Origin of the sequence: Caballeronia jiangsuensis (assembly GCF_046030135.1) — a bacterium.
GTDB lineage: Bacteria > Pseudomonadota > Gammaproteobacteria > Burkholderiales > Burkholderiaceae > Caballeronia > Caballeronia jiangsuensis.
Genome location: NZ_JAQQDB010000003.1, coordinates 20,361 through 42,780 on the forward strand (window position 1 = coordinate 20,361; position 22,420 = coordinate 42,780).

At 63.8% G+C, this 22,420-nt stretch carries 22 protein-coding genes; 13 read left to right on the top strand and 9 right to left on the bottom strand.

What is annotated here, in order from left to right:
• Positions 1–4 precede the first annotated feature (4 nt).
• Positions 5–2,008 (top strand): acetyl/propionyl/methylcrotonyl-CoA carboxylase subunit alpha, encoded by a 2,004-nt coding sequence (locus PQR08_RS03860; protein ID WP_250484455.1) that lies wholly within the window; start codon positions 5–7, stop codon positions 2,006–2,008.
• On the opposite strand, the gene PQR08_RS03865 is transcribed toward PQR08_RS03860, so the two are convergent.
• Positions 1,998–2,525 (bottom strand): OmpA family protein, encoded by a 528-nt coding sequence (locus PQR08_RS03865; RefSeq protein WP_250484456.1) that lies wholly within the window; start codon positions 2,523–2,525, stop codon positions 1,998–2,000. The two genes, PQR08_RS03860 and PQR08_RS03865, sit on opposite strands and share 11 nt — an antisense overlap.
• Before the next feature lie 178 nt (positions 2,526–2,703).
• Between PQR08_RS03865 and PQR08_RS03870 the strand changes: the two genes are divergently transcribed.
• Positions 2,704–3,792, top strand: a complete 1,089-nt coding sequence (locus tag PQR08_RS03870; RefSeq protein ID WP_238292674.1) for an AI-2E family transporter — start codon at positions 2,704–2,706, stop codon at positions 3,790–3,792.
• 19 nt (positions 3,793–3,811) lie between these two features.
• On the opposite strand, the gene PQR08_RS03875 is transcribed toward PQR08_RS03870, so the two are convergent.
• The 3 genes from PQR08_RS03875 to pcaH form a co-directional block, all read right to left on the bottom strand.
• Positions 3,812–4,117: a DUF2288 domain-containing protein gene (locus PQR08_RS03875; RefSeq protein ID WP_250484457.1), complete on the bottom strand. Its 306-nt coding sequence runs from the start codon at positions 4,115–4,117 to the stop codon at positions 3,812–3,814.
• A gap of 89 nt (positions 4,118–4,206) precedes the next feature.
• The gene (gene pcaG / locus PQR08_RS03880) at positions 4,207–4,815 is read right to left on the bottom strand and encodes a protocatechuate 3,4-dioxygenase subunit alpha (protein ID WP_238217381.1); all 609 of its coding nucleotides are present in this window, start codon (positions 4,813–4,815) and stop codon (positions 4,207–4,209) included.
• Positions 4,816–4,821: 6 nt separating this feature from the next.
• Positions 4,822–5,523: a protocatechuate 3,4-dioxygenase subunit beta gene (pcaH, locus tag PQR08_RS03885; protein ID WP_187605129.1), complete on the bottom strand. Its 702-nt coding sequence runs from the start codon at positions 5,521–5,523 to the stop codon at positions 4,822–4,824.
• A 113-nt stretch (positions 5,524–5,636) separates the two neighbouring features.
• On the opposite strand from pcaH, the gene pcaQ reads away from it, so the two are divergent.
• Together pcaQ and PQR08_RS03895 are read left to right on the top strand one after the other, a co-directional pair.
• Positions 5,637–6,575, top strand: a complete 939-nt coding sequence (pcaQ, locus tag PQR08_RS03890; RefSeq protein WP_035501433.1) for a pca operon transcription factor PcaQ — start codon at positions 5,637–5,639, stop codon at positions 6,573–6,575.
• Between the two features lie 201 nt (positions 6,576–6,776).
• Complete coding sequence (locus PQR08_RS03895; protein ID WP_238217385.1) at positions 6,777–7,145, top strand: response regulator; 369 nt, start codon at positions 6,777–6,779, stop codon at positions 7,143–7,145.
• A 7-nt stretch (positions 7,146–7,152) separates the two neighbouring features.
• Here PQR08_RS03895 and PQR08_RS03900 read toward each other — a convergent pair whose 3' ends face one another.
• Positions 7,153–7,866 carry a lysophospholipid acyltransferase family protein gene (locus PQR08_RS03900; RefSeq protein WP_250484459.1) on the bottom strand — a complete coding sequence of 238 codons (714 nt, stop codon included), beginning with the start codon at positions 7,864–7,866 and terminating at the stop codon, positions 7,153–7,155.
• Between the two features lie 159 nt (positions 7,867–8,025).
• On the opposite strand from PQR08_RS03900, the gene pip reads away from it, so the two are divergent.
• Positions 8,026–9,015 carry a prolyl aminopeptidase gene (gene pip / locus PQR08_RS03905; RefSeq protein WP_250484460.1) on the top strand — a complete coding sequence of 330 codons (990 nt, stop codon included), beginning with the start codon at positions 8,026–8,028 and terminating at the stop codon, positions 9,013–9,015.
• Between the two features lie 3 nt (positions 9,016–9,018).
• Here the strand turns inward: pip and PQR08_RS03910 are convergent, their stop codons facing one another.
• Positions 9,019–10,239 (bottom strand): EAL domain-containing protein, encoded by a 1,221-nt coding sequence (locus PQR08_RS03910; RefSeq protein ID WP_250484461.1) that lies wholly within the window; start codon positions 10,237–10,239, stop codon positions 9,019–9,021.
• A gap of 299 nt (positions 10,240–10,538) precedes the next feature.
• On the opposite strand from PQR08_RS03910, the gene PQR08_RS03915 reads away from it, so the two are divergent.
• The 3 genes from PQR08_RS03915 (at position 10,539) to PQR08_RS03925 (ending at position 15,414) form a co-directional block, all read left to right on the top strand.
• Positions 10,539–10,961 carry a hypothetical protein gene (locus tag PQR08_RS03915; protein ID WP_035501438.1) on the top strand — a complete coding sequence of 141 codons (423 nt, stop codon included), beginning with the start codon at positions 10,539–10,541 and terminating at the stop codon, positions 10,959–10,961.
• A 550-nt stretch (positions 10,962–11,511) separates the two neighbouring features.
• Positions 11,512–12,288, top strand: coding sequence for a hypothetical protein (locus PQR08_RS03920; RefSeq protein WP_035501440.1), 777 nt, complete (start codon positions 11,512–11,514; stop codon positions 12,286–12,288).
• 156 nt (positions 12,289–12,444) lie between these two features.
• Positions 12,445–15,414 carry a putative bifunctional diguanylate cyclase/phosphodiesterase gene (locus PQR08_RS03925; protein ID WP_284509021.1) on the top strand — a complete coding sequence of 990 codons (2,970 nt, stop codon included), beginning with the start codon at positions 12,445–12,447 and terminating at the stop codon, positions 15,412–15,414.
• 12 nt (positions 15,415–15,426) lie between these two features.
• Here the strand turns inward: PQR08_RS03925 and PQR08_RS03930 are convergent, their stop codons facing one another.
• Entirely contained in the window at positions 15,427–15,636 is a 210-nt protein-coding gene (locus PQR08_RS03930) for a hypothetical protein (protein WP_035501443.1), read from the bottom strand.
• Between the two features lie 211 nt (positions 15,637–15,847).
• Between PQR08_RS03930 and PQR08_RS03935 the strand changes: the two genes are divergently transcribed.
• Positions 15,848–17,071, top strand: a complete 1,224-nt coding sequence (locus tag PQR08_RS03935; RefSeq protein ID WP_408161057.1) for an ROK family transcriptional regulator — start codon at positions 15,848–15,850, stop codon at positions 17,069–17,071.
• Between the two features lie 2 nt (positions 17,072–17,073).
• On the opposite strand, the gene PQR08_RS03940 is transcribed toward PQR08_RS03935, so the two are convergent.
• The gene (locus PQR08_RS03940) at positions 17,074–17,700 is read right to left on the bottom strand and encodes a LysE family translocator (protein WP_250484463.1); all 627 of its coding nucleotides are present in this window, start codon (positions 17,698–17,700) and stop codon (positions 17,074–17,076) included.
• 128 nt (positions 17,701–17,828) lie between these two features.
• Between PQR08_RS03940 and PQR08_RS03945 the strand changes: the two genes are divergently transcribed.
• From PQR08_RS03945 to hutI, 3 genes are all read left to right on the top strand, one after another.
• Positions 17,829–18,293, top strand: coding sequence for an Lrp/AsnC family transcriptional regulator (locus PQR08_RS03945; protein WP_250484464.1), 465 nt, complete (start codon positions 17,829–17,831; stop codon positions 18,291–18,293).
• A 156-nt stretch (positions 18,294–18,449) separates the two neighbouring features.
• Positions 18,450–20,123, top strand: a complete 1,674-nt coding sequence (gene hutU, locus PQR08_RS03950; RefSeq protein ID WP_250484465.1) for a urocanate hydratase — start codon at positions 18,450–18,452, stop codon at positions 20,121–20,123.
• Complete coding sequence (gene hutI, locus PQR08_RS03955) at positions 20,123–21,343, top strand: imidazolonepropionase (RefSeq protein ID WP_250484466.1); 1,221 nt, start codon at positions 20,123–20,125, stop codon at positions 21,341–21,343. The genes hutU and hutI overlap by 1 nt, the downstream gene beginning before the upstream one ends.
• Before the next feature lie 65 nt (positions 21,344–21,408).
• Here the strand turns inward: hutI and PQR08_RS03960 are convergent, their stop codons facing one another.
• Positions 21,409–21,660 carry a GlsB/YeaQ/YmgE family stress response membrane protein gene (locus PQR08_RS03960; protein ID WP_035501449.1) on the bottom strand — a complete coding sequence of 84 codons (252 nt, stop codon included), beginning with the start codon at positions 21,658–21,660 and terminating at the stop codon, positions 21,409–21,411.
• Between the two features lie 205 nt (positions 21,661–21,865).
• Here PQR08_RS03960 and PQR08_RS03965 point away from each other — a divergent pair, with 205 nt between their 5' ends.
• Entirely contained in the window at positions 21,866–22,354 is a 489-nt protein-coding gene (locus PQR08_RS03965; RefSeq protein WP_187605117.1) for a hypothetical protein, read from the top strand.
• Positions 22,355–22,420: the final 66 nt, after the last annotated feature.

The window sequence follows — 22,420 nt, forward strand, 5'->3', positions numbered from 1 at the left end:
TGCCATGTTCAACAAAATACTGATTGCGAATCGCGGCGAGATCGCCTGCCGTGTCGCGGCGACGGCGAAGCGCCTGAACGTCGGCAGCGTCGCCGTCTATTCCGATGCGGACGCGAAAGCCAAGCACGTCGATGTCTGCGATGAAGCGGTGCATGTCGGCGGATCGGCTGCATCGGAGAGTTATCTGCGCATCGAGCGCATCGTCGATGCCGCGAAGAAGACCGGCGCGCAGGCGATTCATCCGGGCTACGGCTTTCTGTCGGAGAACGAGGACTTCGCCAATGCGTGCGAGAAGGCGGGTCTCGTCTTCATCGGACCGCCCGTCGATGCGATTCGCGCGATGGGTTCCAAGGCGGCCGCGAAAGCGCTGATGCAATCGGCGTCCGTGCCGCTCGTGCCGGGTTATCACGGCGACGACCAGGACCCTTCGCTGCTTCAGCGCGAAGCGGACCGCATCGGCTATCCGGTGCTGCTGAAAGCGAGCGCGGGCGGCGGCGGCAAGGGCATGCGTGTCGTCGAGAAGAGCGAGGACTTCGCGGCGGCGCTCGCATCGTGCAAGCGCGAGGCGGCGTCGAGCTTCGGCAACGATCGCGTGCTGATCGAAAAGTATCTGCTGCGCCCGCGTCACGTCGAAGTGCAGGTGTTCGCCGACAAGCATGGCAACGCGGTCTATCTGTTCGATCGCGACTGTTCGGTGCAGCGTCGCCATCAAAAGGTGCTGGAAGAAGCGCCCGCGCCGGGTCTGAACGATGAAACCCGCCGCGCGATGGGCGAAGCCGCGGTTGCCGCAGCGCGCGCGGTGGATTATGTCGGCGCGGGCACGGTCGAATTCATCATGACGCAGGACGGCCAGTTCTACTTCATGGAGATGAACACGCGTCTCCAGGTCGAGCATCCGGTGACGGAGATGGTGACCGGGCTCGACCTCGTCGAATGGCAACTGCGCGTGGCGGCGGGCGAGCCTTTGCCGCTGAAGCAGAACGAGCTGAAGGTACACGGCCACGCGATCGAGGCGCGCATCTACGCGGAAAATCCGTCGCGTGGCTTCCTGCCGTCGACGGGCACGCTCAAGCACGTGCGCATGCCGCACGCGGTGGAGTTTTCGATCGACGGCGACGTGCGCGTGGACAGCGGCGTGCGTCAGGGCGATTCGATCACGCCGTTCTACGATCCGATGATCGCGAAGCTGATCGTGCATGGCCGCGATCGCCGCGATGCATTGGCGCGCATGGCGCGCGCGCTGGCGGAATGCGAGATCGTCGGGTTGTCGACGAACGTCGAGTTCCTGCAGCGTATCGTGAAGAGCGAGCCGTTCAGCGCGGGCGATCTCGACACGGGCCTGATCGAGCGTCATCACGATGCGCTCTTCGCGCCCACTCACGTTTCGCGCAACAAGGGGCTTGCGCTCGCGTGCGCGGCGCTGCTCACGCGCGAGGGCGGCGAGGCGCATGGCCAGTCGCCGTGGGATGCGCTGTCGCACTGGCGCATGGCGGGCGGCTATAGCCAGGATTTGAACTGGCGCGCGCTCGACACCGACGAAACGCTGAAGGTCGTCTTCACGAAGAACGGCGAAAAGCGTCTCACGCTGAACGATAAAAGCGCGCGCTTCGACTGGTCGCACAGCGGCGCGACGTCATTCGCGGTCCAGCTCGACGATGCGCTGATCAAAGGCCACGTCTTCACCGATGGCGACATCTTCCACGTCTTCCATGAAGGCGCTGCGTTCCAGTTCGAGTGGCAGAACCTGATGGCCCACGCGGGCGATGCCGAGCACGAAGGCCGTCTGAGCGCGCCGATGCCGGGCAAGGTGATCGCGGTGCTCGTGGAGACGGGCGCGACGGTCGAGAAGGGCGCGCCGCTGATGGTGATGGAAGCGATGAAGATGGAGCACACGATCGTGGCGCCTTCGTCGGGCAAGATCGGCGAGATTCTGTTCGAAGTCGGCGATCAGGTCGCCGACGGCTCGCAGTTGCTCGTGCTGGAGGTCGAGCAGGCGGCTAGCGCTTGACCTTGGCGGGCGTGCCGAGCAGCGTCTCTTCGCTCTCGGTGCGCACCAGAATCTCCACGCGGCGGTTCAATGCGCGGCCTTGCGCCGTGTCGTTGCTGGCGATCGGCCGCAGCCACGCCATGCCTTTCGTCGCAATACGCTCGGCGGGCACGCCGCGCGCGATCAGCGCCCGCCCGACCGCCTGGGCGCGCGCATCGGAAAGCGTGTGGTTATAAGCCAGCGTGCCCTGGTTGTCGGTGTGACCTTCGATCAGAATCGGCCGCATGCTGCGCTTCAATACCTGAGCGGCGCGATCGAGCATGGGCGAATAGCCCGCGCGGATGCTCGATTCGTCGGTATCGAAAAGCGGCGCTTCGGGCAGCCGCATCTCCACGCCGCCTTTGACGGGCAGCATCGTGATGCCGCTTTGCGCGTTCAACCGATCTTCATTCGACCGGTTGAGGCCAGTCGAACATCCGGCGAGCCATATCAGCGACAGGCATGCACCAGCCATTGCGCGCCAGGTTTTTTCCTTCATTTGCAAGATCCATCGTTCGATGCCGAGTCTCGATTATAGGGAGCGCGAAACGTGCCTTTTGTAAATAAAGTTGCATGACTGCGCGCATCGAGTGGAATGATTCGTGCGTGATTACAATTCTGGCGAACGATTCATGTTTCGCCACCAATCGAACATCACGAAGAAGGACCATTCACTCATGCCGATCCAACCGCGCAACGACTCGACACCGGACTCATCCGAGCGCACCCGCAAGATGCAGCGCACGGCGTCCGCGGTGCTTTACGCGGTGCTCGTGCTGGTCGCGCTCTATACGGCGCGCACATTCATTCCGGCCGTCGTGTGGGCGAGCGTGATCGCGATCGCGCTATGGCCCGCGTTCGGCTGGCTCGAACGTCGTCCGCTGTTCAAGCGGCATCACAATCTGCTCGCGGTCCTGCTGACGGCGGCGATCGGCCTGCTGTTCGTCGTGCCGTTCTTCATCGTCGCGGCGCAGACGGTGAACGAGGCGCGCGACATGATCCACTGGTTCCATGAAGTGTTGCGCACCGGCATTCCGATGCCCGCGTTCATCGAGCATCTGCCGATGGGCTCGCAACAGGTCGGGCGCTGGTGGCAGGAGAATCTGGCGACACCGCTCGAAGCGTCGCCGGCGGTGAAGAATCTGCACAGTGCGACAGTCGTCGCGATGACGCGGCACTTCGGCGGGCGCGTGGTCCACGGCGTCGTCATCTTCGGCTTCATGCTGATGACGCTCTTCTTCGTGTTTCTGGCGGGCTCGAAGCTCGGCGAACAACTGCTCGCGGGCTCGCGCCGCGCGTTCGGTCCGGATGGCGCCGCACTCGTGCGGCGCATGGCCGAATCGGTGCGCAGCACGGTGGTGGGGCTCGTCGTCGTGGGACTGGGCGAGGGCGCGCTGCTCGGAATCGCCTATGCGGTCACGGGCGTGCCGCACGCTACCTTGCTCGGCATGCTGACGGCCGTCGCGGCGATGCTGCCGTTCTGCGCGCCGATCGTGTTTCTAGGTTCGGCATTGTGGCTGCTCGCGCAGGGCTCGATGGTCGCGGCGATATGCGTCGCCGTGTTCGGGATGATCGTCGTGTTCGTCGCCGAGCACTTCGTGCGGCCGGTGCTGATCGGCGGATCGGCGCGGCTGCCGTTTCTGCTCGTGCTGTTCGGCATTCTCGGCGGCGCGGAAACGTTCGGGCTGATCGGGCTGTTCATCGGCCCGGCGCTGATGACGATTCTCGTCGTGCTGTGGACGGACTATGTCCTCGACCGGCGCTAGTGCGATTCAGCCTCGTGAATCAGCCGCGTTCCTGCACGCATACCCAGGGCGAGGTGACAACCGCCCACAATTGCGGATCGCGCGCGGCGAGATCGGCGGCCGTTTCGGCCTGCATGCGCTCGACCAGCCCGCCTGCGAGCCATTGCGTTACCTGTTGCGTATCGTCGGTGGCGACGGCTTCCGCGACGCTCACGAGATCGAGATCGCGCTTCACCCAGATGAGCTTGCCCTGCGCGAAGAAGCGCTCCAGTTCGGACCAGCCGATCTGGGCGGTTTCACCGAGGAGCTTGACGTAGAGCGGGCTGGGCGTGGGAGCGTCGGACATGGGAGAAAGCGCAGAAAAGACAAAAGGCGACCGACACTATAACGCAGTGCCGGACGCCTTTCGTTTCAAACAACTGCCGCGAGAAAGCTTTACAGGTCGAAGAACACCGTCTCGTTCGGGCCGCGCAGATGGATGTCGAAGCGATAGATCGTACCCGACGAACCCGGCTTGGCCGATGCCCCCGCTTCGCGCTTCGCGATCAGCGTATGACGGCGCTCGGCCGGCACGCTCTGCAGCACGGCGTCCTTCGCATTGGCTTCGGTTTCGTCCTCGAAGTAGATGCGCGTGTACGTGTGCAGCAGCATGCCGCGCATCAGCACGATGACGTCGAGGTGCGGCGCGGAATCGTCGGCGGTTGCGCCCGGCTTCACCGTATCGACGATGAAGCGCAGCTTCGGATCCGTGCCCGTGCCCACGCGGGCGAAGCCGCGGAAGCCCGATTCGCGCGCTTCCTGCGCGCTTTGCACATAGCGGCCATTTGCGTCGGCCTGCGCGACTTCGATCAGCGCGTCGTTGACGGGCTTGCCTTCGGCGTCGAACACGTTGCCGACGACGGCGATATGCTCGCCCGGCACTTCACGATCCGCCGCCGATGCGGTGAAGAGGCTCTTCAGATCGAAGTTGTATTGCTCGGGAACCAGGCCGTAAGCGAAGTACGGTCCGACGGTCTGCGATGGGGTCTGTTTCAGCGTGGTCATGTTCGATTACTCCGTCGGCGTTTGGTCCGGGCCGCGCAGCACGATATCGAATTCGTAGCCGAGCGCGTAGTTTTCCTGCGTCGTGTCGATCGAGAAGGACGACACGAGACGCTTGCGTGCCTGCTCGGGAATGCCCTGATAGATCGGATCGAGGTCGAGCAGCGGATCGCCGGGGAAGTACATCTGCGTGACGAGACGCGAGCCGAAATATTCGCCGAAGAGCGAGAAATGGATGTGCTGCGGACGCCACGCGTTCGGGTGATTGCCCCACGGATACGCGCCCGGCTTGATCGTCATGAAGCGATAGCGGCCTTCGTCGTCGGTCAGGCAGCGGCCCGCGCCGAGGAAGTTCGGGTCGAGCGGCGCGTCGTGCTGGTCGGCCTTGTGGACATAGCGGCCCGCGGCGTTCGCCTGCCACACTTCCACGAGCGTGTTGCGCACCGGACGGCCGCCTTCGTCGAGCACGCGCCCCGTCACGATGATGCGCTCGCCGAGCGGTTCGCCGTTTTTCGCGGCGTTGCGGGTGAGGTCGTTGTCGAGCACGCCCAGATCGTCAGCACCGTAGACAGGCACGCGTCGGTTGCGCAGATTTTCCTTCAGCGGAATGAGCGGCAAGCCCGGGCTGCGCAGGATCGACGACTTGTAACCCGGCGACAGATACGCGGGATGGGATTCCCAATCGCGCGGTGTGAGGATGGGGGAGGTCATGTCGACTGTCTCCTGTATTTGGAAGTTGAATAGGATGTTTCTGACGGCTACTTTATAGAACGGCGCAAGTTATGGAAAATGATGTTTCGTGCCATCTTGCATAACGGATCGTCATGGATACCGACTTCACCAACACCCGCGTCAAGTTCAGGCATCTGCAATGTTTTCTTGCCGTCACGCAACTCGGCAGCGTGCAGCGCGCCGCGGATAGCCTGTCGATCACGCAGCCCGCGGTGTCCAAAACCATCGGCGAGCTCGAATCCATTCTAGGCGTGCGGCTGTTCGAGCGTGGGCGGCGCGGCGCGGTGCCCACGCGCGAGGGACGGCTTTTCGCGCCGCACGCGAGCGCATGCGTCGCGTCCTTGCGCGAGGGCGTCGACATGCTTCTGCGCGAACGCGGCGACATGCCCGGGACCATCGCGATCGGCATTTTGCCGACGGTCGCGCCGGTGCTGCTGTCGCCCGCGCTGATGTCGTTCCGGCAGCAATGGCCGGCGGTGTCGCTGTCCGTCTGGACCGATTCCAACGCGCTTCTGCTGGAGAAGCTGAAGGCGGGCGACGTCGATCTCGTGGTCGGGCGGCTGTCGGAGCCGGAAGCGATGCACGGGCTGTCCTTCGAGCAGATCTATCGCGAGCCGCTCGCGGTGGTCGTGCGCCGCGAGCACCCGCTGACGCTCGAAACGCCGCTCACGCCCGCCTTGCTCGCGCGCTTCGTGATCGTGGTGCCGCCGTTCGGCACGTTGATCCGTCAATCGGCTGAAAGCGTGCTGACGGCGTTCGGCGCGCATGCGTTGACGGCGCTCGTCGAAACCTTGTCGGTGTCGCTCGGGCGCTCGCTCGCGATGAACAACGACGCCGTGTGGTTCGTGCCTGCCGGCGCGGTCGAGCAGGACATCGCGCTCGGGCTGCTCGCCGCGCTGCCGATGCCCTTCGCCGGCACCGACGAGCCTATCGGCCTGATTCGCCGCAACGACGCCGCGCGCACGCCGGTGGAAGAGACGCTCGTCGATGCGTTGCGCGAAGCCGGCCGTTCACGCGCCAGGAGCAAATGACCGCAGACGACGGGCGGCGCGCAAGTTGCTGAAGCAGCATTTACCGCGCAGGTTTTGCGCGAAAGAAATACTATGACAAAAGCGGCGGGTACGAAGTGACTGCAACAAACGGCGTCGGCAGCGGTCACATCCGAGGTTGTCCGCCGCCTCCGTCGTGACGTCCCGCCCCACACACGCGCCGCACTCGAACATGTTCGCAAGATGAAGACCGTACTGCTCGTCGACGACGACCCCGCCACCATCGAAGCCTGGACCCTCTGCATGCAAGGCGAGGACTGCACCGTCTTGTGCGCGTTCGACGGCAACGGAGCGTTATCGATACTCGGGGAACAGCGGGTGGATATCGTCGTGTCCGACTGGATGATGCCCGGCCTCGGCGGCGCGCTGCTCTGCCAGACGATGAAGAACGACACGGCGCTCGCGCACATTCCTTTCCTGATGATTTCAGGGCATCCGAATCCGCCGGCTTTCGTCAGCTACGACGGATATTTGCGCAAGCCCGTCGACATGGAGACGCTGATTTCCGCGGTCAATCGTTTGTGCGCCGCGAAGAAGCGGCCATTGTATTGAGCGGCAACTAGCGCAGTTCCGCCAGCGCATCGTCCATCTGCGACTGCGCGAGGCGGTTCAACTCCTGTGGAATCTGGCAATCGAGCGGCAGGCAGGGCGTGACGATCACGCGGATATGCCCGCCGCGATCCGGCCATCCCTTCGCGGGCCAGACCTTGCCCGCGTCATGCACGACGGGCACGACCGGCACCTTCGTCGCGCACGCGAGGCGCACGCCGCCCGACGCGAGCTTGAGCGGCGCATCGTGCGCGACGCGCGTGCCTTCCGGAAAGATCACCACCGAATCGCCTTTCTCGAGCCGCGCCGCGCACTCGCGGGTCACGGCAGCGTGCGCCTGACGGATCGAGCCGCGATCGAGGCTCACCATGTCGAGGCCGCGCAGCACCCAGCCGAAGAACGGAATGTTCATGAGCTCGTGCTTGAACACGAAACTGATGCGCCGGGGAAAGAGCGCCATGAACGAGAGCGTCTCCCAGGTCGATTCGTGTCGCGACAGAATGATGCACGGCCCGTCGGGCAGATGCTCCAGCCCTTCGATCGAGCACGTGACGCCGGTGATGACGCGCATCATCACGACCACCGCGCGGCACCAGAGCGTCGCGAGCCGGTAACGCCCGTTGCGGCCGACGAACGGAAAAAGCGGCAGGATCAGGATCGACCAGACGATGCCGCTGCCGAGCAGATAGGTTGCAAAGAGCCACTTGACGAAGGTGCGTCGCATCGAAATTCGTGAGATGACAGGTGGATGACGAACATCCGGAATCCGCAAGCATAGCGTATCGAGCGAAACGCGCCGGAGGATCATTTCGCGCCATGCGATGTCATCGAAGCGATGCAACAATGGAGCCCGACGAAGCCTATTCAGCAAGGAAGAGACGCAATGGACAATCAATCGCCGGTGCAGTTCGACGAAGGCATGCTCGACGTGGGCGACGGTCACTCGATCTACTGGCGCGCGCAAGGCCCGCGCGAGGCGCCCGTGATGCTCGTCGTGCACGGCGGCCCCGGCGGCGCGATGAACGTGAAATGGGCCGAGGTGCTCGAACAGGACAAATGGCGCGTCGTGTTCTTCGATCAGCGCGGCTGCGGCAAGTCCACGCCGTTCGGCAAGCTGGAGGCGAACGGCATCGACGCGCTCGTCAGCGACATGGAAACGCTGCGCGTCGCGTTGAAGATCGAGCAATGGGCGATCTTCGGCGGCTCGTGGGGCACGACGCTCGGTCTCGCATACGGCGTCGCGCATCCGGAGCGCTGCACGGGTTTCCTGCTGCGTGGCATTTTTCTCGCGCGGCGCGAGGATATCGACTGGTTCCTGTGGGACGTTCGACGCGTCTTTCCCGAAGCGCATCGCGCGTTTCTCGATGCGATCGAGGCGGCGTGCGGCAAGCGGCCCACGAATGCGCAGGAAATCCTGCGGATGACCGAAGCGCCGCTCGCGCGTTTCGACGAGGCGGGTACGCGGCTCGCGCGCGCGTGGACGCACTACGAGACCACGCTCTCCGTCGTCAACAAGCCGGAAAAGGAACCGGCCGAGGAAGAGAAGCGCCCGAGCGCGGAAGCCAACTCGGCCGCGATCTCGATGGCGCTCCTCGAGCGGCATTACATGGCGAACGAACTGCCGCCGGTGCCGCTATTGCCGCTCGTCGCGCGTATCGCGCATCTGCCTTGCCGGATCGTGCATGGACGCTTCGACATGGTGTGTCCCGCCGATCAGGCATTGGACCTCGCCGCGCGCTGGCCCGGCGCGGAACTGGCCGTCGTGAATGCGGCGGGGCACTGGACCTTCGAGCCGGGCAATCTCGCGGCGCTGCGCGCGGGCGCGGCGGCGCTCGCCAGTGCAATCGCGCAAGCGAAAAGCGCTACCGCCTGACGCTCAGAAGATCGCGGGCGCCGCTTCGGTCAGCTTGCGCCAGTCGAGGTCCGCGCCGATCACGACCGGCTTTGCAGCGTGCTGCGTCGCGATCGTGAGCGTCACGCAAAGCGACGTGCCCGTCACGGAAAGATAAGGCGCGCTCGTGATCACCTGCTGCGGCTTCGCGTGCGCATCGACGAAATACGGGCGATTGTCCCAGCGCCCGGTCGATGGATCCGCGATCGGCGCGAAGCGCTCGCTCGGCGCAATCGCTGCGGCGCCCGCGAGGCCGGGCATGAACTCGCGGCCGCCCCGATCGAGGAAGAAGCAACTGAGCGTGCACGGCAGCGCGAGCAGATCGGCGCAGGCGGATTCGGTCGTCGCGCCCGACGCGAAGCGCCGCGCGGCCTGCGTGAGCGCCGCGCGATAGGGCAGCAGAAGCAGGTCGCCCGCGAGCCGCTCGGTGCGCCGCGTCTGGGCGAGCGCGTCGAACACGTCTTCGAAGAGCGGCGTCGCCACGCCGCGTTCGGCGAGTTCCGCCGATGGCATGCCGAACAGATAGCCCTGCACGAAATCGACGTTCGAGCGCGCGGCGAGCATCAGGTCCTCGCTCGTCTCGATGCCTTCCGCGACCACGAACATGCCCGACTCGTGCAGCAGATCGACGAGCTTCGGCATCAGCGCGTCGCGCATATGGGCGCTCTTGGTCCGCACGAGACTGCGATCGAGCTTGACGATGTCCGGCCGCAGCGTGATCAGCCGGTCGATGTTGGAATGCCCAGCGCCGAAGTCATCGACAGCGACGAGAAAGCCCTGTGCCCGAAACGCGTGCGTGGCGCGCGAGATGTCCTCGACATCCGTGCCGCCCGACTCCAGCACTTCGATCACCAGCCGCTCGGGCGCGAGTCCCGCTTCGCGCGTTGCGGAGGCGAGCCGCGCGGCATAGCCCGGATCGGTGAAGGTCGCCGGATTGATGTTGAGGAAGAGCCACTGCGCGGCAGGCAGCAGGGGCGCCGCGTTGCGCAGATGCGTGAGGTGACTCATGCGATCGAGCTCGGTCAGCGTGCCCGCGACGATCGCTCGCCCGAAAAGATCGAACGGTCCGACGAGCGCGCCGCCGCCCGCATCGCCGCGCAACAGCGCCTCGTAGCCCACCTCGCGTTGATGCGGCAGGCTGTAGATCGGTTGCAGATGCGTGCGCAGCGCGATGCCGTCGACGACCTCCGTGTGTCGGGTCTGCACGTTCAGGCGCGGGTGGACGGCGTGCGGGAAGCGAGCGCCGGCGGACGAATGCGCAAGGGAGCAGTCAGGTCGATTAACGGCACGGCAGTCACGCGTTTCGGTGGGGATGTGCGCAATATCGGCCGGTCGTGCGCAAACTTGAGCATCGAAGACGTTCGCAGGTCAGGAACGCTTCGGCCGTCTACGGTTTGCTGCAAAGGCCCGCGCGACCTATCTTTGTTGGTGCGATGCTACGATCCGCCTGCAACTTAAGCCGGGCCGCGCCCGTCGAAAGCTGCAACGAACCCCTAGAGAGAGATATGGCGCAACAGAAAACCAATCCCAAACTCGAGCAGGCGCTGACGCGTGGCGATCTCGCGATCCGCCAGGCCAACTCGGGCCGCGCCACCGCCGTGCTGCGCGCGCTCGGCAAGATGATCGTGGAGGCCTCGGCGACGATCGGCGTCGAGGCGCACGTCGTCATTCACGATGGCGACAAGATTTACGATCCCGCCGACGGCGTGTGGCCGCAGCAATTGCTCGTGTCGCTCGATGGTCCGGTCGAAGACAACGATCCGGACGAGATTCGCACGATCACGCTGCTCGCCGATACCCCCGCGACGATTTTCCGCTGCGAATGGCAACGCGCCGACGGCAATATCGGACGACAAGAAGGCCGTCCGCTCGCGATGGTCGCTTTCATTACCGACGTGGATATTCCCTGGCTCGACGAGGACGACTGATTTTTTAATCCGTTTTGACGGATTCCACACAGTCGACATGATTATGTTGTGATAGCGCGGGCGTTTTTTCGAAAGAGCGCCCGCCTTTTTGTTTCGGCTTTTTCAGCGGCTTTAATTCCCCATCCCCGCGTGTTCGGCGTTTCGCACTTTCTGCGAAGAAAAAGTGTAAGCAAACGTTACCAGTTACTCTTTCTAACGTATTTTCCAGCGTTTACGCGATGCTCCACGAGCGTTCTGCGAACGCTATTCTCCTGATTGTCTCTCGCGTCGCTTGGTGGCTGCTCGCCCTCGTTCTTTCACTTTTGATCGGGCTCGCATATTCCTGTACGGCATATGGATATGTGGTTTCGGCGGCTGCCGGCGACTGGTTTTCGCCGTTTAGAAGCTTTCTTCCACTCCTTTAGCCTGAAATTTGCTGAGAAACAGTGGCAAGCGCGCACCCCGTTATTTGACTTCGTGAGAGGCTCGTTTCGCCCGTGTAAGGAACCACTACAAAACCTCCTCGACACGCGGCACCTTTCCAATCGCCAAGAAAAAATGGGGTTTACAAATGGAACGTCTGAACCTTGCCACCAATGCCGCCGCTAACCAAACCGAATCGGCGGTTCGCCCAACTCTCACGGTCGTACCCGCACTTCAGAAAAGCGAGCGTATGCCGTTTACTATCCGTATCGTCAAAGACGATGCTGGATTGCAAAAAGCCGTGAGCATCAGACGTTCGGCCTATGGGCGGCATCTGCCCGAATTCGCCGACAAGATGACGATCGAGCCTTCGGACTGGGATCGCGGCACGGCTGTCCTTTTGGCGGAATCGAAGCTGGACGGCGCGCCGCTCGGCACCATGCGCATTCAGACCAATGCGTACGGTCCGCTCGCCGTCGAGCAGTCGGTGCGTCTGCCCGACCATCTGGCGACGAGCCGCCTCGCGGAAGCGACGCGACTCGGCGTCGCGGGCGGGATGGTGGGCCGCGTAGTCAAGGTGGCGTTGTGCAAGGCACTGTGGATGTTCTGCGAATTGCACGGGATTGATTACATGGTGATTACGGCGCGTACGCCGCTGGATCGGGAGTATGAGGCGATGCTCTTCAAGGATGTCTTCGGCGTTAATGAATTTCTGCCGATGTCGCATGTGGGCGGCTTGCCGCATCGCGTGCTCGCGAAAGACGTCGCCGCGGCACGTCAGCGCTGGGAAGAAGCCCGTCATCCGCTTTTCAATTACATGGTGCACACGCATCATCCGGATATCGATTTGCATTCTGTAGATTTATCTTTTGACTGGGAACCGGTACGATGCCCGGAAGCCCCGTTGATGGCTTACGGCAGGTGAAAAAGGCACGATCGTATTCAGGAAGGTAAAAGCGAATAACCGGATCGCAAAGCGGTCCGGTAGGCCAAAAAGCGGCGGCGCACGGGGTTCTTCGGGCTCCGCCGCTGTCTGCGCCGGCGTATTTCGCGCTGGGCGCAAACGGGGGTTTTTCCAGGTATGGCGTCGGTTATTCCAGCTTCCTTATCGAGATTCAGACGCACGGGCTCGTGGATCGACGACGCGCTGTATGCAGTCGCCGTTTACGCCGTGCCGATTCTGATTTTGCTCGGTACGATCGCGACGCTCTATTTCCTGCCGCGCCAATATGAAACGCGCGGCGCGGTTCCGCTTGCACTTCACGTAGTCGCCGATAAAAGCGCCAACATGACGCCCGCCGATGCGCTTGAAGCGCTTCAAGGCGCGGCGCCCGTTTCCCGATACAGCACACGTCTCTCCGAAAAGCCGGTCTGGTTCAGTTTCACGACGCCGAGCATGAGCGCGGATTCGTCGACGGTCGTCGAATTGCCGTCCCGTCATGCGCAAACGCTTGCCTGCTGGAACGCGAAAACGCTCGCGCCGCTTGGCCAGGCGGATCGCGAAGGCGTGACTGGCGAAATGCGCGTGGTAAAGGCGGGCTTCTCCATTCAGGTCGGCCGAATCAAACAGGCCGAAAACGTTCTGTGCCGCGGCACCTTTTCCGGTCCCGCGCAAATCAACGCCTACGCGTGGGAATGGCAGGGACTGCGCAATTCGGCGCTCGACTTTCAGGAAAGTTCGGGGCTAATCGCCGGTGGTTTGCTGACGCTCGCGGTGTTCGTTTTCGTCACGGCGCTCATCAATCACGAATGGACCTACGTGATTTTCGCCGTGTGGCTCGTCGGCAATCTGCGCCTGTGCGCGAACGCGATGGGCTGGGACATGCAATGGCTCGGCCGCGTGCTGCCGGCCGACTTCATGCAGCCGTTGCGGCAATTCACCTTTGCCGCCTATTACCTGCTGACGGCCGCGCTCTTCCAGCAGCTTTTCCGGCGCGAGTTGCGCGTGGTCGGTTATCGCTGGCTGCTGCGCGTGATCCAGTATGTCGGCATCGTGCTGCTCGCGGCCGCGTTCGCGCTGCCATATGCGCTGTTCATTCCGACACTGTGGATCATCGCGGGCTTCGGCATCTGCGTGCTGCTGTTTTTCCTCGCGCGGCTCGTGTGGATGGCGCGCTCGCGCACCGTGCTCTGGTATGTCGCATCGCTTGGCGTGGTGCTGTTCTCGACATTCTCCGAAGTGCTCGGCGCGGCCTTCGGGCTGAAGGTGCTCGTCGGCGGCGTGAATACGGTGATGGCCGCGTTGTCGTCGAGCATGATGGCGGCTTTCGCGATCGCCGAGCAGATGCGCGCCGAACGAGATTTCCGCCGCCAGGCGCAGATGGAATTGCGCAATACCTACGAAGTCACGCCGATCGGCCTCTTCACGCTCGACGCCGACGGTCACTTCGTGCGCGCCAATCCCGCGTTGCGCGCGATGCTCGATCTGCAAAAGACCGACTACAAGGTGCGGCACTGGAACGATTACTTCGAGGCGGGCGCGTGGGGCGCGTTGCAGGCGCTGGCGTCGAAGGGCAGCGACGGCGAACTCGAAATGGGCGGCTCGCCCGAGCGCGGCACCGGCGAGCGGCGCTATCTGCTGAAGGCGATCCGCTCGAACGGATGGATCGAAGGCTCGCTGCAGGACACGACGGAGCGCTCGAAGGCCGTCGAGCGGCTGCGCTTTCTCGCGGAGCACGATTCGCTGACCGGCTCGCTGAATCGCCGCGGCGTCGAGAAGGCGATCTCCGCGCAGAGCGAAGAGACGCTGCCGTGGGCGCTGGCCTATGTCGATCTCGACCGCTTCAAGCTCGTCAACGATCTTTTCGGCCATCGCAGCGGCGACGAAGTGCTGCGCCAGGTCGCGGCGCGCACGCGGGCGCACTTCGCGCGCAGCTATCCGGTCGGGCGTATCGGCGGCGACGAGTTCGTCTGCGTGATGCACGACACGTCGATCGAAGACGCCATCGCGCAATGCCGCGAACTCATTTCCATTCTGTCCGACGCGCCGTATCAGGTCGGCAATCGCGCGTTCCAGGTGAAGGCGTCGATCGGTCTCGTCGAATGCTCGCAGGGCGTGCGCGTGCAGGACGCGCTATCCCACGCGGATCGCGCGTGCCGCGAAGCGAAGAAGGTCGCGCATACGCATCTCGTCACGTATCGCAAGGGCGCGGCGGCGTTCGAGGAGCGCGCGGAGGAACTGAAGCTCGTCGAAACGCTCGGGCGCAATCGCCTGCCGCCGGGTCTTTTCCTCGTGATGCAGCCGATCATGTCGCTGTCCGCGCCGACCGAATCGCTCAACTTCGAAGTCCTGCTGCGTATGCGCGCACCCGACGGCGCGACGCTGCCCGCGGGCAAGGTGATCGTCGCGGCGGAGGAATCGGGCAATATCGCGGCGATCGATCGCTGGGTCATTTCGACGCTGCTCGACTGGATCGAGGTGCATCAGCAGCAGCTCGGCAACACGCAGTTCATCTGCGTGAATCTTTCGGGCGGCTCGCTGAACGACGAGCAGTTCATGGAGGACATCTTCGCGCTCTTCGCGGCTCATCAGTCGATCGTGCATTACCTGTGTCTGGAGATCACGGAGAGCGTCGCGCTGCACGATCTGGAGAACACGCAGCGCTTCATCGCGCGCGTGCACGACATGGGCGGCAAGATCGCGCTCGACGACTTCGGCGCGGGCTACACGTCGTTCAAATATCTGAAGGCGCTATCCGCCGATGCGCTGAAGATCGACGGCGAGTTCGTGCGCTCGATGTGCGCGCATCCGGCGGATATCGCGATCGTCGAGGCGATCGTCGCGCTCGCGCGCAATCTCGGCATGCGCAGCGTCGCGGAATGGGTCGAGGACGTCGATACCTTGCGCGCGTTGCAGGAGATCGGCGTGGACTACGTGCAGGGCTTCCTGGTCGCGCGGCCGCAGGACAGCTCGGCAATTCTCGCGGCGAGTTCGGCCGCGAGCTTCGTGAAGGATCCGGAAGTGATCAGTTTCGTCGAAGGCCTGTCGGAGCCGGTTCAGGCGACCGTGTTCGACTACGAATGGCACGCGCGCGCCTCGGGCACGCACTGAGCATGGTGCGGCTCAGACCGTCTTCATCTCGCTCAACACCTTCGCCGCCGCAATCGGGATGCGCGTGTCGTCCCATTGCGCGAGCCACTGAATCTCCTTGCGCGTGAAATAGCCGGCGTGATTGCGCAGCGCGAACTGCAGCGAATCGACGATGTGGTCGCGAATGATCTGCGGCGCGTTCTCGTCCTTGACGATCGCGTGGAGGGCTTCGAGTGTGCTCATGTGTGTTTGTCGGTGATGACGGTTCCCGTCGAACATAACCGACTAAAAATCGCGACAAAAATCGACCTGCATCGCCGCGCAGTGCAAGGAAAGGCGCTTGCTAAAATCGTCCCGGATGTCTTTACTAAATAAAAACACTGGATTTAATCGAACGGGGACGAACACATGATCGATGTACGGCGCGCCCGAGCGTCCCGAGAGGCCCGCGACGATGTCTGAGCGGCCCGCGCGCAAAGCCTCGGCGCATTCCGTCGGTTCGAATCAGCTCGGCATGCGCCAGTTCAACGAACGCATCGTGCTGCAGGCGATCCGGCTTCACGGCGCGTTGCCCAAGGCCGATATCGCGCGCATGACGCGCCTGTCGATGCAGACGGTTTCGCTGATCGTCGATCATCTGATCGAGGACGGACTGCTCGCGAAGGAGCCGCGCTCGCGCGTTCGCGGACGCATCGGTCAGCCGTCGGTGCCGATCTCGCTGCGCGCGGACGGCGCGTTTTCCATCGGCGTGAAAGTGGGGCGGCGCAGTCTCGATGTGCTGTCGATGGACTTCGCCGGCAACGTGCGCACGCGCGAGACGCTCGAATATCCATATCCCGATCCGCATACGCTTTTTCCCGCGCTGGAAGAGCGGCTCGCGCGCGTGGTCGGCGCGCTCGGGGACGGCGCGCGGAAGATTGCGGGAGTCGGCGTCGCGGCGCCGTTGTGGCTCGGCGGCTGGCGCGACTTCTTCGACACGCCGCCCGATGCGCTTGCGGCGTGGGACGACATCGACATCCGCGAACGCATCGAAGCGATGACCGCGCTGCCGGTGGAATTCGCGAAGGACACGACGGCCGCGTGCGCCGCCGAGCTCGTGATGGGTCAGGGACGCGGGCTGCGCAACTTCCTGTATGTGTTCATCGGCACGTTCATCGGCGGCGGGCTCGTGATCGACGGCCGCCTGCACGCGGGGCCGGGCGGCAACGCGGGCGCCATCGGCTCATTGCCGCTGATGAAACGCGGCAAGGGGCAACGCGCGGGGCAATTGCTGGACACGGCGTCGGTGTATGTGCTGGAGAAGGCGTTCGTCGCCGCGGGCGCGCCGGCCGCCGCCGCGCACGACGAGCACGCGTGCTCGCCGGCGTTGCGCGAACTATCGGACGCGTGGATGCGTGAGAGCTGTCCCGCGATCGCGACGGGCATCGCAGCGTCGGCCGCGCTGCTCGATCTCGAAGCCGTGGTGATCGACGGCGAGATCGACCGGACCTTGCTGCGCGAGGTCATCGCCCGCACCGATGACGCGCTCGCCGCGTTCGACTGGCAAGGCATGACGCGCCCGCGTCTCGTCGAAGGGCAGATCGGCCCCGACGCTCGCGCGATGGGCGGCGCGATCCTGCCGCTTTATGCGCATTTCGCGCCGAAGCACGAGCTTTTTCTCAAGCCGCTCGAAACCTGAGTTCAGTCCAGCGAGAGCCGCGCGGCGAACGCGAGCAGCGCGGCGGAAAACGTCCAGCGCTGCACGGTCTGCGCTTTCGGATGACGGCGCAGCCAGCCGGAAATCCGCACCGCGCCCGCCGCCAGCGTGAGGTCGAACATGACGCCGACCGCGACCAGCACGACGCCCAGTTCCAGCACTTGCGACCAGACCGGACCGGACTCCGGCCGCACGAATTGCGGCAGCAGCACGGAGCAGAACAGCAGCGCCTTCGGATTGAGAATGCTGCTCAGAATGCCTTTGGCGTAAGCCGAACGTAGCGTGGAGGCGGCGGCCTGACCGGGCGTCGCGTCGAGGCCGAATGCGGGCGAGCGGAAAATCTGGATCGCCACATAAGAGAGATACAGGCCGCCCGCGATGCGCACGCCGTCGTAGAGCCACGGCGCGCTGCGCAAGAGCGCGGCGACGCCGAGCGCCGACAGCGTCACATGCGTCGCCCGCGCGGTGGCGAGCCCGGCGGCCACCGCGAGACCGTGTCGGAAACCGCGCGAGCCGCCCGTCTGAAGCACGAGCGCCATGTCCGGTCCCGGCAGCGCGTATACGAGTGCGAGTGCGCCGATGAAAACCCAAAGTAAGTGTGCCGAGACCATGATTCGCTCCTGTTTGATGGCTACATCGTGCCATTTCGGATGGAGCGTTTTCTGGCCTTTTTCATCAGTTTCATTTTATGAGTTGTGACTTTCCCCTAGAATTATTCATAAATCAAGAGGAAAGCTCCATGACCGAAATCGACCGAATCGACCGCGCGATGCTTGCCGCGCTACAGCAAGACGGACGCATGTCCGTCGCGAAACTCGCCGAGCGCGTCGGCCTGAGCGAGACGCCGTGCGCACGCCGGCTCAAGCGTCTCGAAAGCGAGGGATATATCGACGGCTATCGCGCGGTGCTGTCGCGCAAGGCGCTGGAACTGGGCGTCGTCGCCTTTGCGCAGGTGCGTTTCAGCGTCCACGATCGCGCGCTGTCGGATCGCTTCGAACGCGAAATTCAGGGCATTCCACGCATCGTGTCGTGTCACAACATATCGGGCACGGCGGATTATTTGCTTCAGATCGTCGCGCGCGATCTCGACGAATACGGCGTCTTCATGCGCGACGTCCTGCGCACCTTGCCGGGCGTGACGGCCGTCGAATCGATGCTCTCGTTGCGGGAACTCAAACGCGACGGCGGTTTGCCCGTACCTTGACGATTGTCTATACAAGATTGACACAAAGACGACGCGACGGCTCCGGGATTCCCCTAATACACCCTAAGTTGTATATACAAGAACATGAGAGCCATTCGATGCGAGCCGTCGCTCGTGTCCTTCGACTCTCTCTTTTCTTGATGCGCAGGAGCATTCGTGACTTCATCTTCCCGTTTTCGCGACACCGAGATCCGCGCGCCGCGCGGCACGCAACTCAACGCCAAGAGCTGGCTGACCGAAGCGCCGCTGCGCATGCTGATGAACAATCTCGACCCCGAAGTGGCCGAGAATCCGAAGGAACTGGTCGTGTACGGCGGCATCGGCCGGGCGGCGCGCGACTGGGCGTGCTACGACAAGATCGTCGAGACGCTGAAACGCCTCGAAGCCGACGAGACGCTGCTCGTCCAGTCGGGCAAGCCGGTCGGCGTGTTCAAGACGCATGAAAACGCGCCGCGTGTCCTCATCGCGAATTCGAATCTCGTGCCGCACTGGGCGAACTGGGAGCACTTCAACGAGCTCGACGCGAAGGGCCTCGCGATGTACGGGCAGATGACCGCCGGTAGCTGGATCTACATCGGCAGCCAGGGCATCGTGCAGGGCACGTATGAGACCTTCGTCGAAGCCGGACGCCAGCATTACGGCGGCGAGCTCAAGGGCCGCTGGGTGCTCACCGCCGGTCTCGGCGGCATGGGCGGCGCGCAGCCGCTTGCGGCGACGCTCGCGGGCGCGTGCTCGCTGAATATCGAATGTCAGCAGAGCCGTATCGATTTCCGGCTGAAGACGCGTTACGTCGACGAACAGGTGACCGATCTCGACGACGCCCTCGCGCGCATCCAGCGCTACACGTCGGAAGGCCGCGCGATTTCCATCGCGTTGTGCGCGAACGCGGCGGACGTGCTGCCGGAACTCGTGCGCCGCGGCGTGCGTCCCGACATGGTCACCGATCAGACGAGCGCGCACGATCCGCTCAACGGCTATCTGCCGAAAGGCTGGACCTGGGCGCAATATCGCGACCGCGCGCAAAGCGATCCGGCGGGCACGGTGAAGGCCGCGAAACAATCGATGGCCGAGCACGTTCGCGCGATGCTCGCGTTTCGCGAACAGGGCGTGCCGACGTTCGACTACGGCAACAATATCCGCCAGATGGCCAAGGAAGAGGGCGTCGAAAACGCGTTCGACTTTCCGGGCTTCGTGCCGGCCTACATTCGTCCGCTCTTTTGCCGCGGCGTCGGGCCGTTCCGCTGGGCCGCGCTCTCGGGCGATCCGGAAGATATCTACAAGACCGACGCAAAAGTGAAGGAGCTCATCGCCGACGACGAGCATCTGCATCGGTGGCTCGACATGGCGCGCGAGCGCATCAGCTTTCAGGGCCTGCCGGCGCGCATCTGCTGGGTGGGGCTCGGCCTGCGCGCGAAGCTCGGTCTCGCGTTCAACGAGATGGTGCGCAACGGCGAGTTGTCGGCGCCGGTCGTGATCGGCCGCGACCATCTCGATTCCGGCTCGGTCGCGAGTCCGAACCGCGAAACCGAAGCGATGCAGGACGGCTCGGACGCCGTCTCCGACTGGCCGCTCCTGAACGCGCTCCTGAACACGGCGAGCGGCGCGACGTGGGTATCGATTCACCACGGCGGCGGCGTCGGCATGGGCTTCTCGCAGCATTCGGGCGTCGTGATCGTGTGCGACGGCAGCCACGAAGCCGATGCACGCATCGCGCGCGTGCTGAACAACGATCCGGCGACGGGCGTCATGCGTCACGCCGATGCGGGTTACGACATCGCGATCGAATGCGCGCGCGAACAAGGTCTCGATCTGCCGATGATCACCAAGTGATGAAAAAGCTCTGGCAAAACTGCCACGCCGCAACGATGATCGGAGGCAAGTATTCGATCATCGAAGACGCGGCGATCCTGACCGACGGCGCGCGCATCGAATGGATCGGGCCGCGCTCGGCGGCGCCGGAGATCGGCGACGGCGAGCGTGTCGATCTCGAAGGCGCGTGGGTGACGCCGGGCCTGATCGACTGCCACACGCATCTCGTTTTCGGTGGCGATCGGAGCGGCGAGTTCGAAGAGCGGCTCGAAGGCGTGAGTTACGCGGAGATCGCGGCGCGCGGCGGCGGCATCGCGAGCACCGTGCGCGCGACGCGCGAAGCCGGCGAAGAGACGTTGTTCGAAGCCGCGAAAGAACGCGCGCTCGGCATGATGCGCGAGGGCGTGACCGCGCTCGAAGTGAAATCCGGCTACGGGCTCGATCTCGCCAACGAACGCAAGATGCTCGCCGTGGCGCGACGTCTCGGCGATGCGCTGCCGCTCACCGTGCGCGCGACCTGCCTCGCCGCGCATGCGTTGCCGCCCGAGTACGCGAATCGCGCGGATGACTACATCGCCTATATCTGCGATGAGATGCTGCCGGCGCTCGTCGAAGACGGTCTCGTCGATGCCGTCGATGCATTCTGCGAGCACATCGCGTTTTCGACGCAGCAAGTCGAGCGTGTGTTCCGATGCGCGCGCGATCTCGGCGTGCCCGTGAAGCTGCACGCCGAGCAGTTGTCGTCCTTGCATGGATCGTCGCTTGCGGCGCGCTATCGGGCGCTGTCGGCGGATCATCTCGAATACATGACCGAGGACGATGCCATCGCGATGGCGCGGTCCGGCACCGTCGCCGTGCTCTTGCCGGGCGCGTTCTACATGTTGCGCGAAACGCAGTTGCCGCCCATCGATGCGCTGCGGCGGCATCGCGTGCCGATCGCGCTCGCGAGCGATCTGAACCCCGGCACGTCGCCGGCGCTTTCGTTGCGCATGATGCTCAACATGGGATGCACGCTGTTTCGCATGACGCCGGAAGAGGCACTCGCCGGCGTGACGATCCATGCGGCGAGCGCGCTCGGATTGCAATCGACGCACGGATCGCTCGAAGCAGGAAAGGCTGCGGATTTCGTTGCCTGGCGAATCGGCAGGCCTGCCGAGCTTTCGTACTGGCTCGGCGGCTCGCTGCCGAATCGCGTGGTGCGTGGCGGAGCGGCGATCGATTTCGAGCGCATCGCACGATAAACAAAAAGCCTCGTCCGGGTTAGGACGAGGCGTTGCGTCAAAAAAAGAAATGGTGAAGCGTGGCGTTACGTGCGCTTGCGGATCATTCCCCAGACGACGAGCAGAATGATCGCGCCGATCACCGAGGCGATCCATCCCGCGGGCTGCCCTGGCTGATACCAGCCGAGCGCACGGCCGACGTACCCCGCGATGAGCGAGCCGGCGATCCCGAGGACGATGGTCATGATCCAGCCCATATTATCGTCGCCCGGTTTGAGCGCGCGCGCGATGAGTCCGACGACGAGTCCGACGATCAACGTACCGATGAATGCAAACATGCGGTTGCTCCTTGAAAGAGTTTTACGGCTTCTTAATTGCGTTGCCGATGGATTCCGGACGGTCCCGGTACATTCAAAGTAGCACGGCGCAATGCGTTTGGGTATGACACTGGCCGTCTGGCCAATGCTTTGAGCACGAACGATGCTCCGTGCATCGTCCAAGGTAAAATTCGTCGCATTGCCTCATTGCTTGCCTTGCTACGATATGACCGATTCCGAATTTCCCTCCGCCGACGACGCGATCCATGAAGATCGCCTCTGGCGCGACGACGGCTGGACCGCGCGCGTGATCAAGAACGAGGACGACGACGGCTGGGCCGTCGAAATGATTCAGACGGGCGAAGCGGAGCCCGCGCTCGTTGGTCCGTGGACGATGGGCCGTGACAAGAAAAACCCGAAACCTCTCGATGCAAACGCGTTTCGTACGTTGGTCAAGACGGCGTCGGAAGTCTTGCGCCGGCACGAACAGCAGCGCCACGCGATGCTGAACAAGAATGTCACCGTCGATGTGCAGGGCGAGGATATTACCGTCACGCTGGAGATCGTTCCCGATGAGGACGATCCCTACGCCAATCTCAAGGCCTTCGATGCGTACGGTGCGCAACTCGCGCACGTGCGTGTGTCGCCGGCATTCAAGCTCAGCAAGGCGAGCGCCGAGCGCTGGGCAGAGAACGATTTCGCGAAGCCGAGCTGAATCGGCTGCATGGCGGCCGCAGCGCGCGCTCAAAGTAAAACGCCGTCACACTTTCGTGCGACGGCG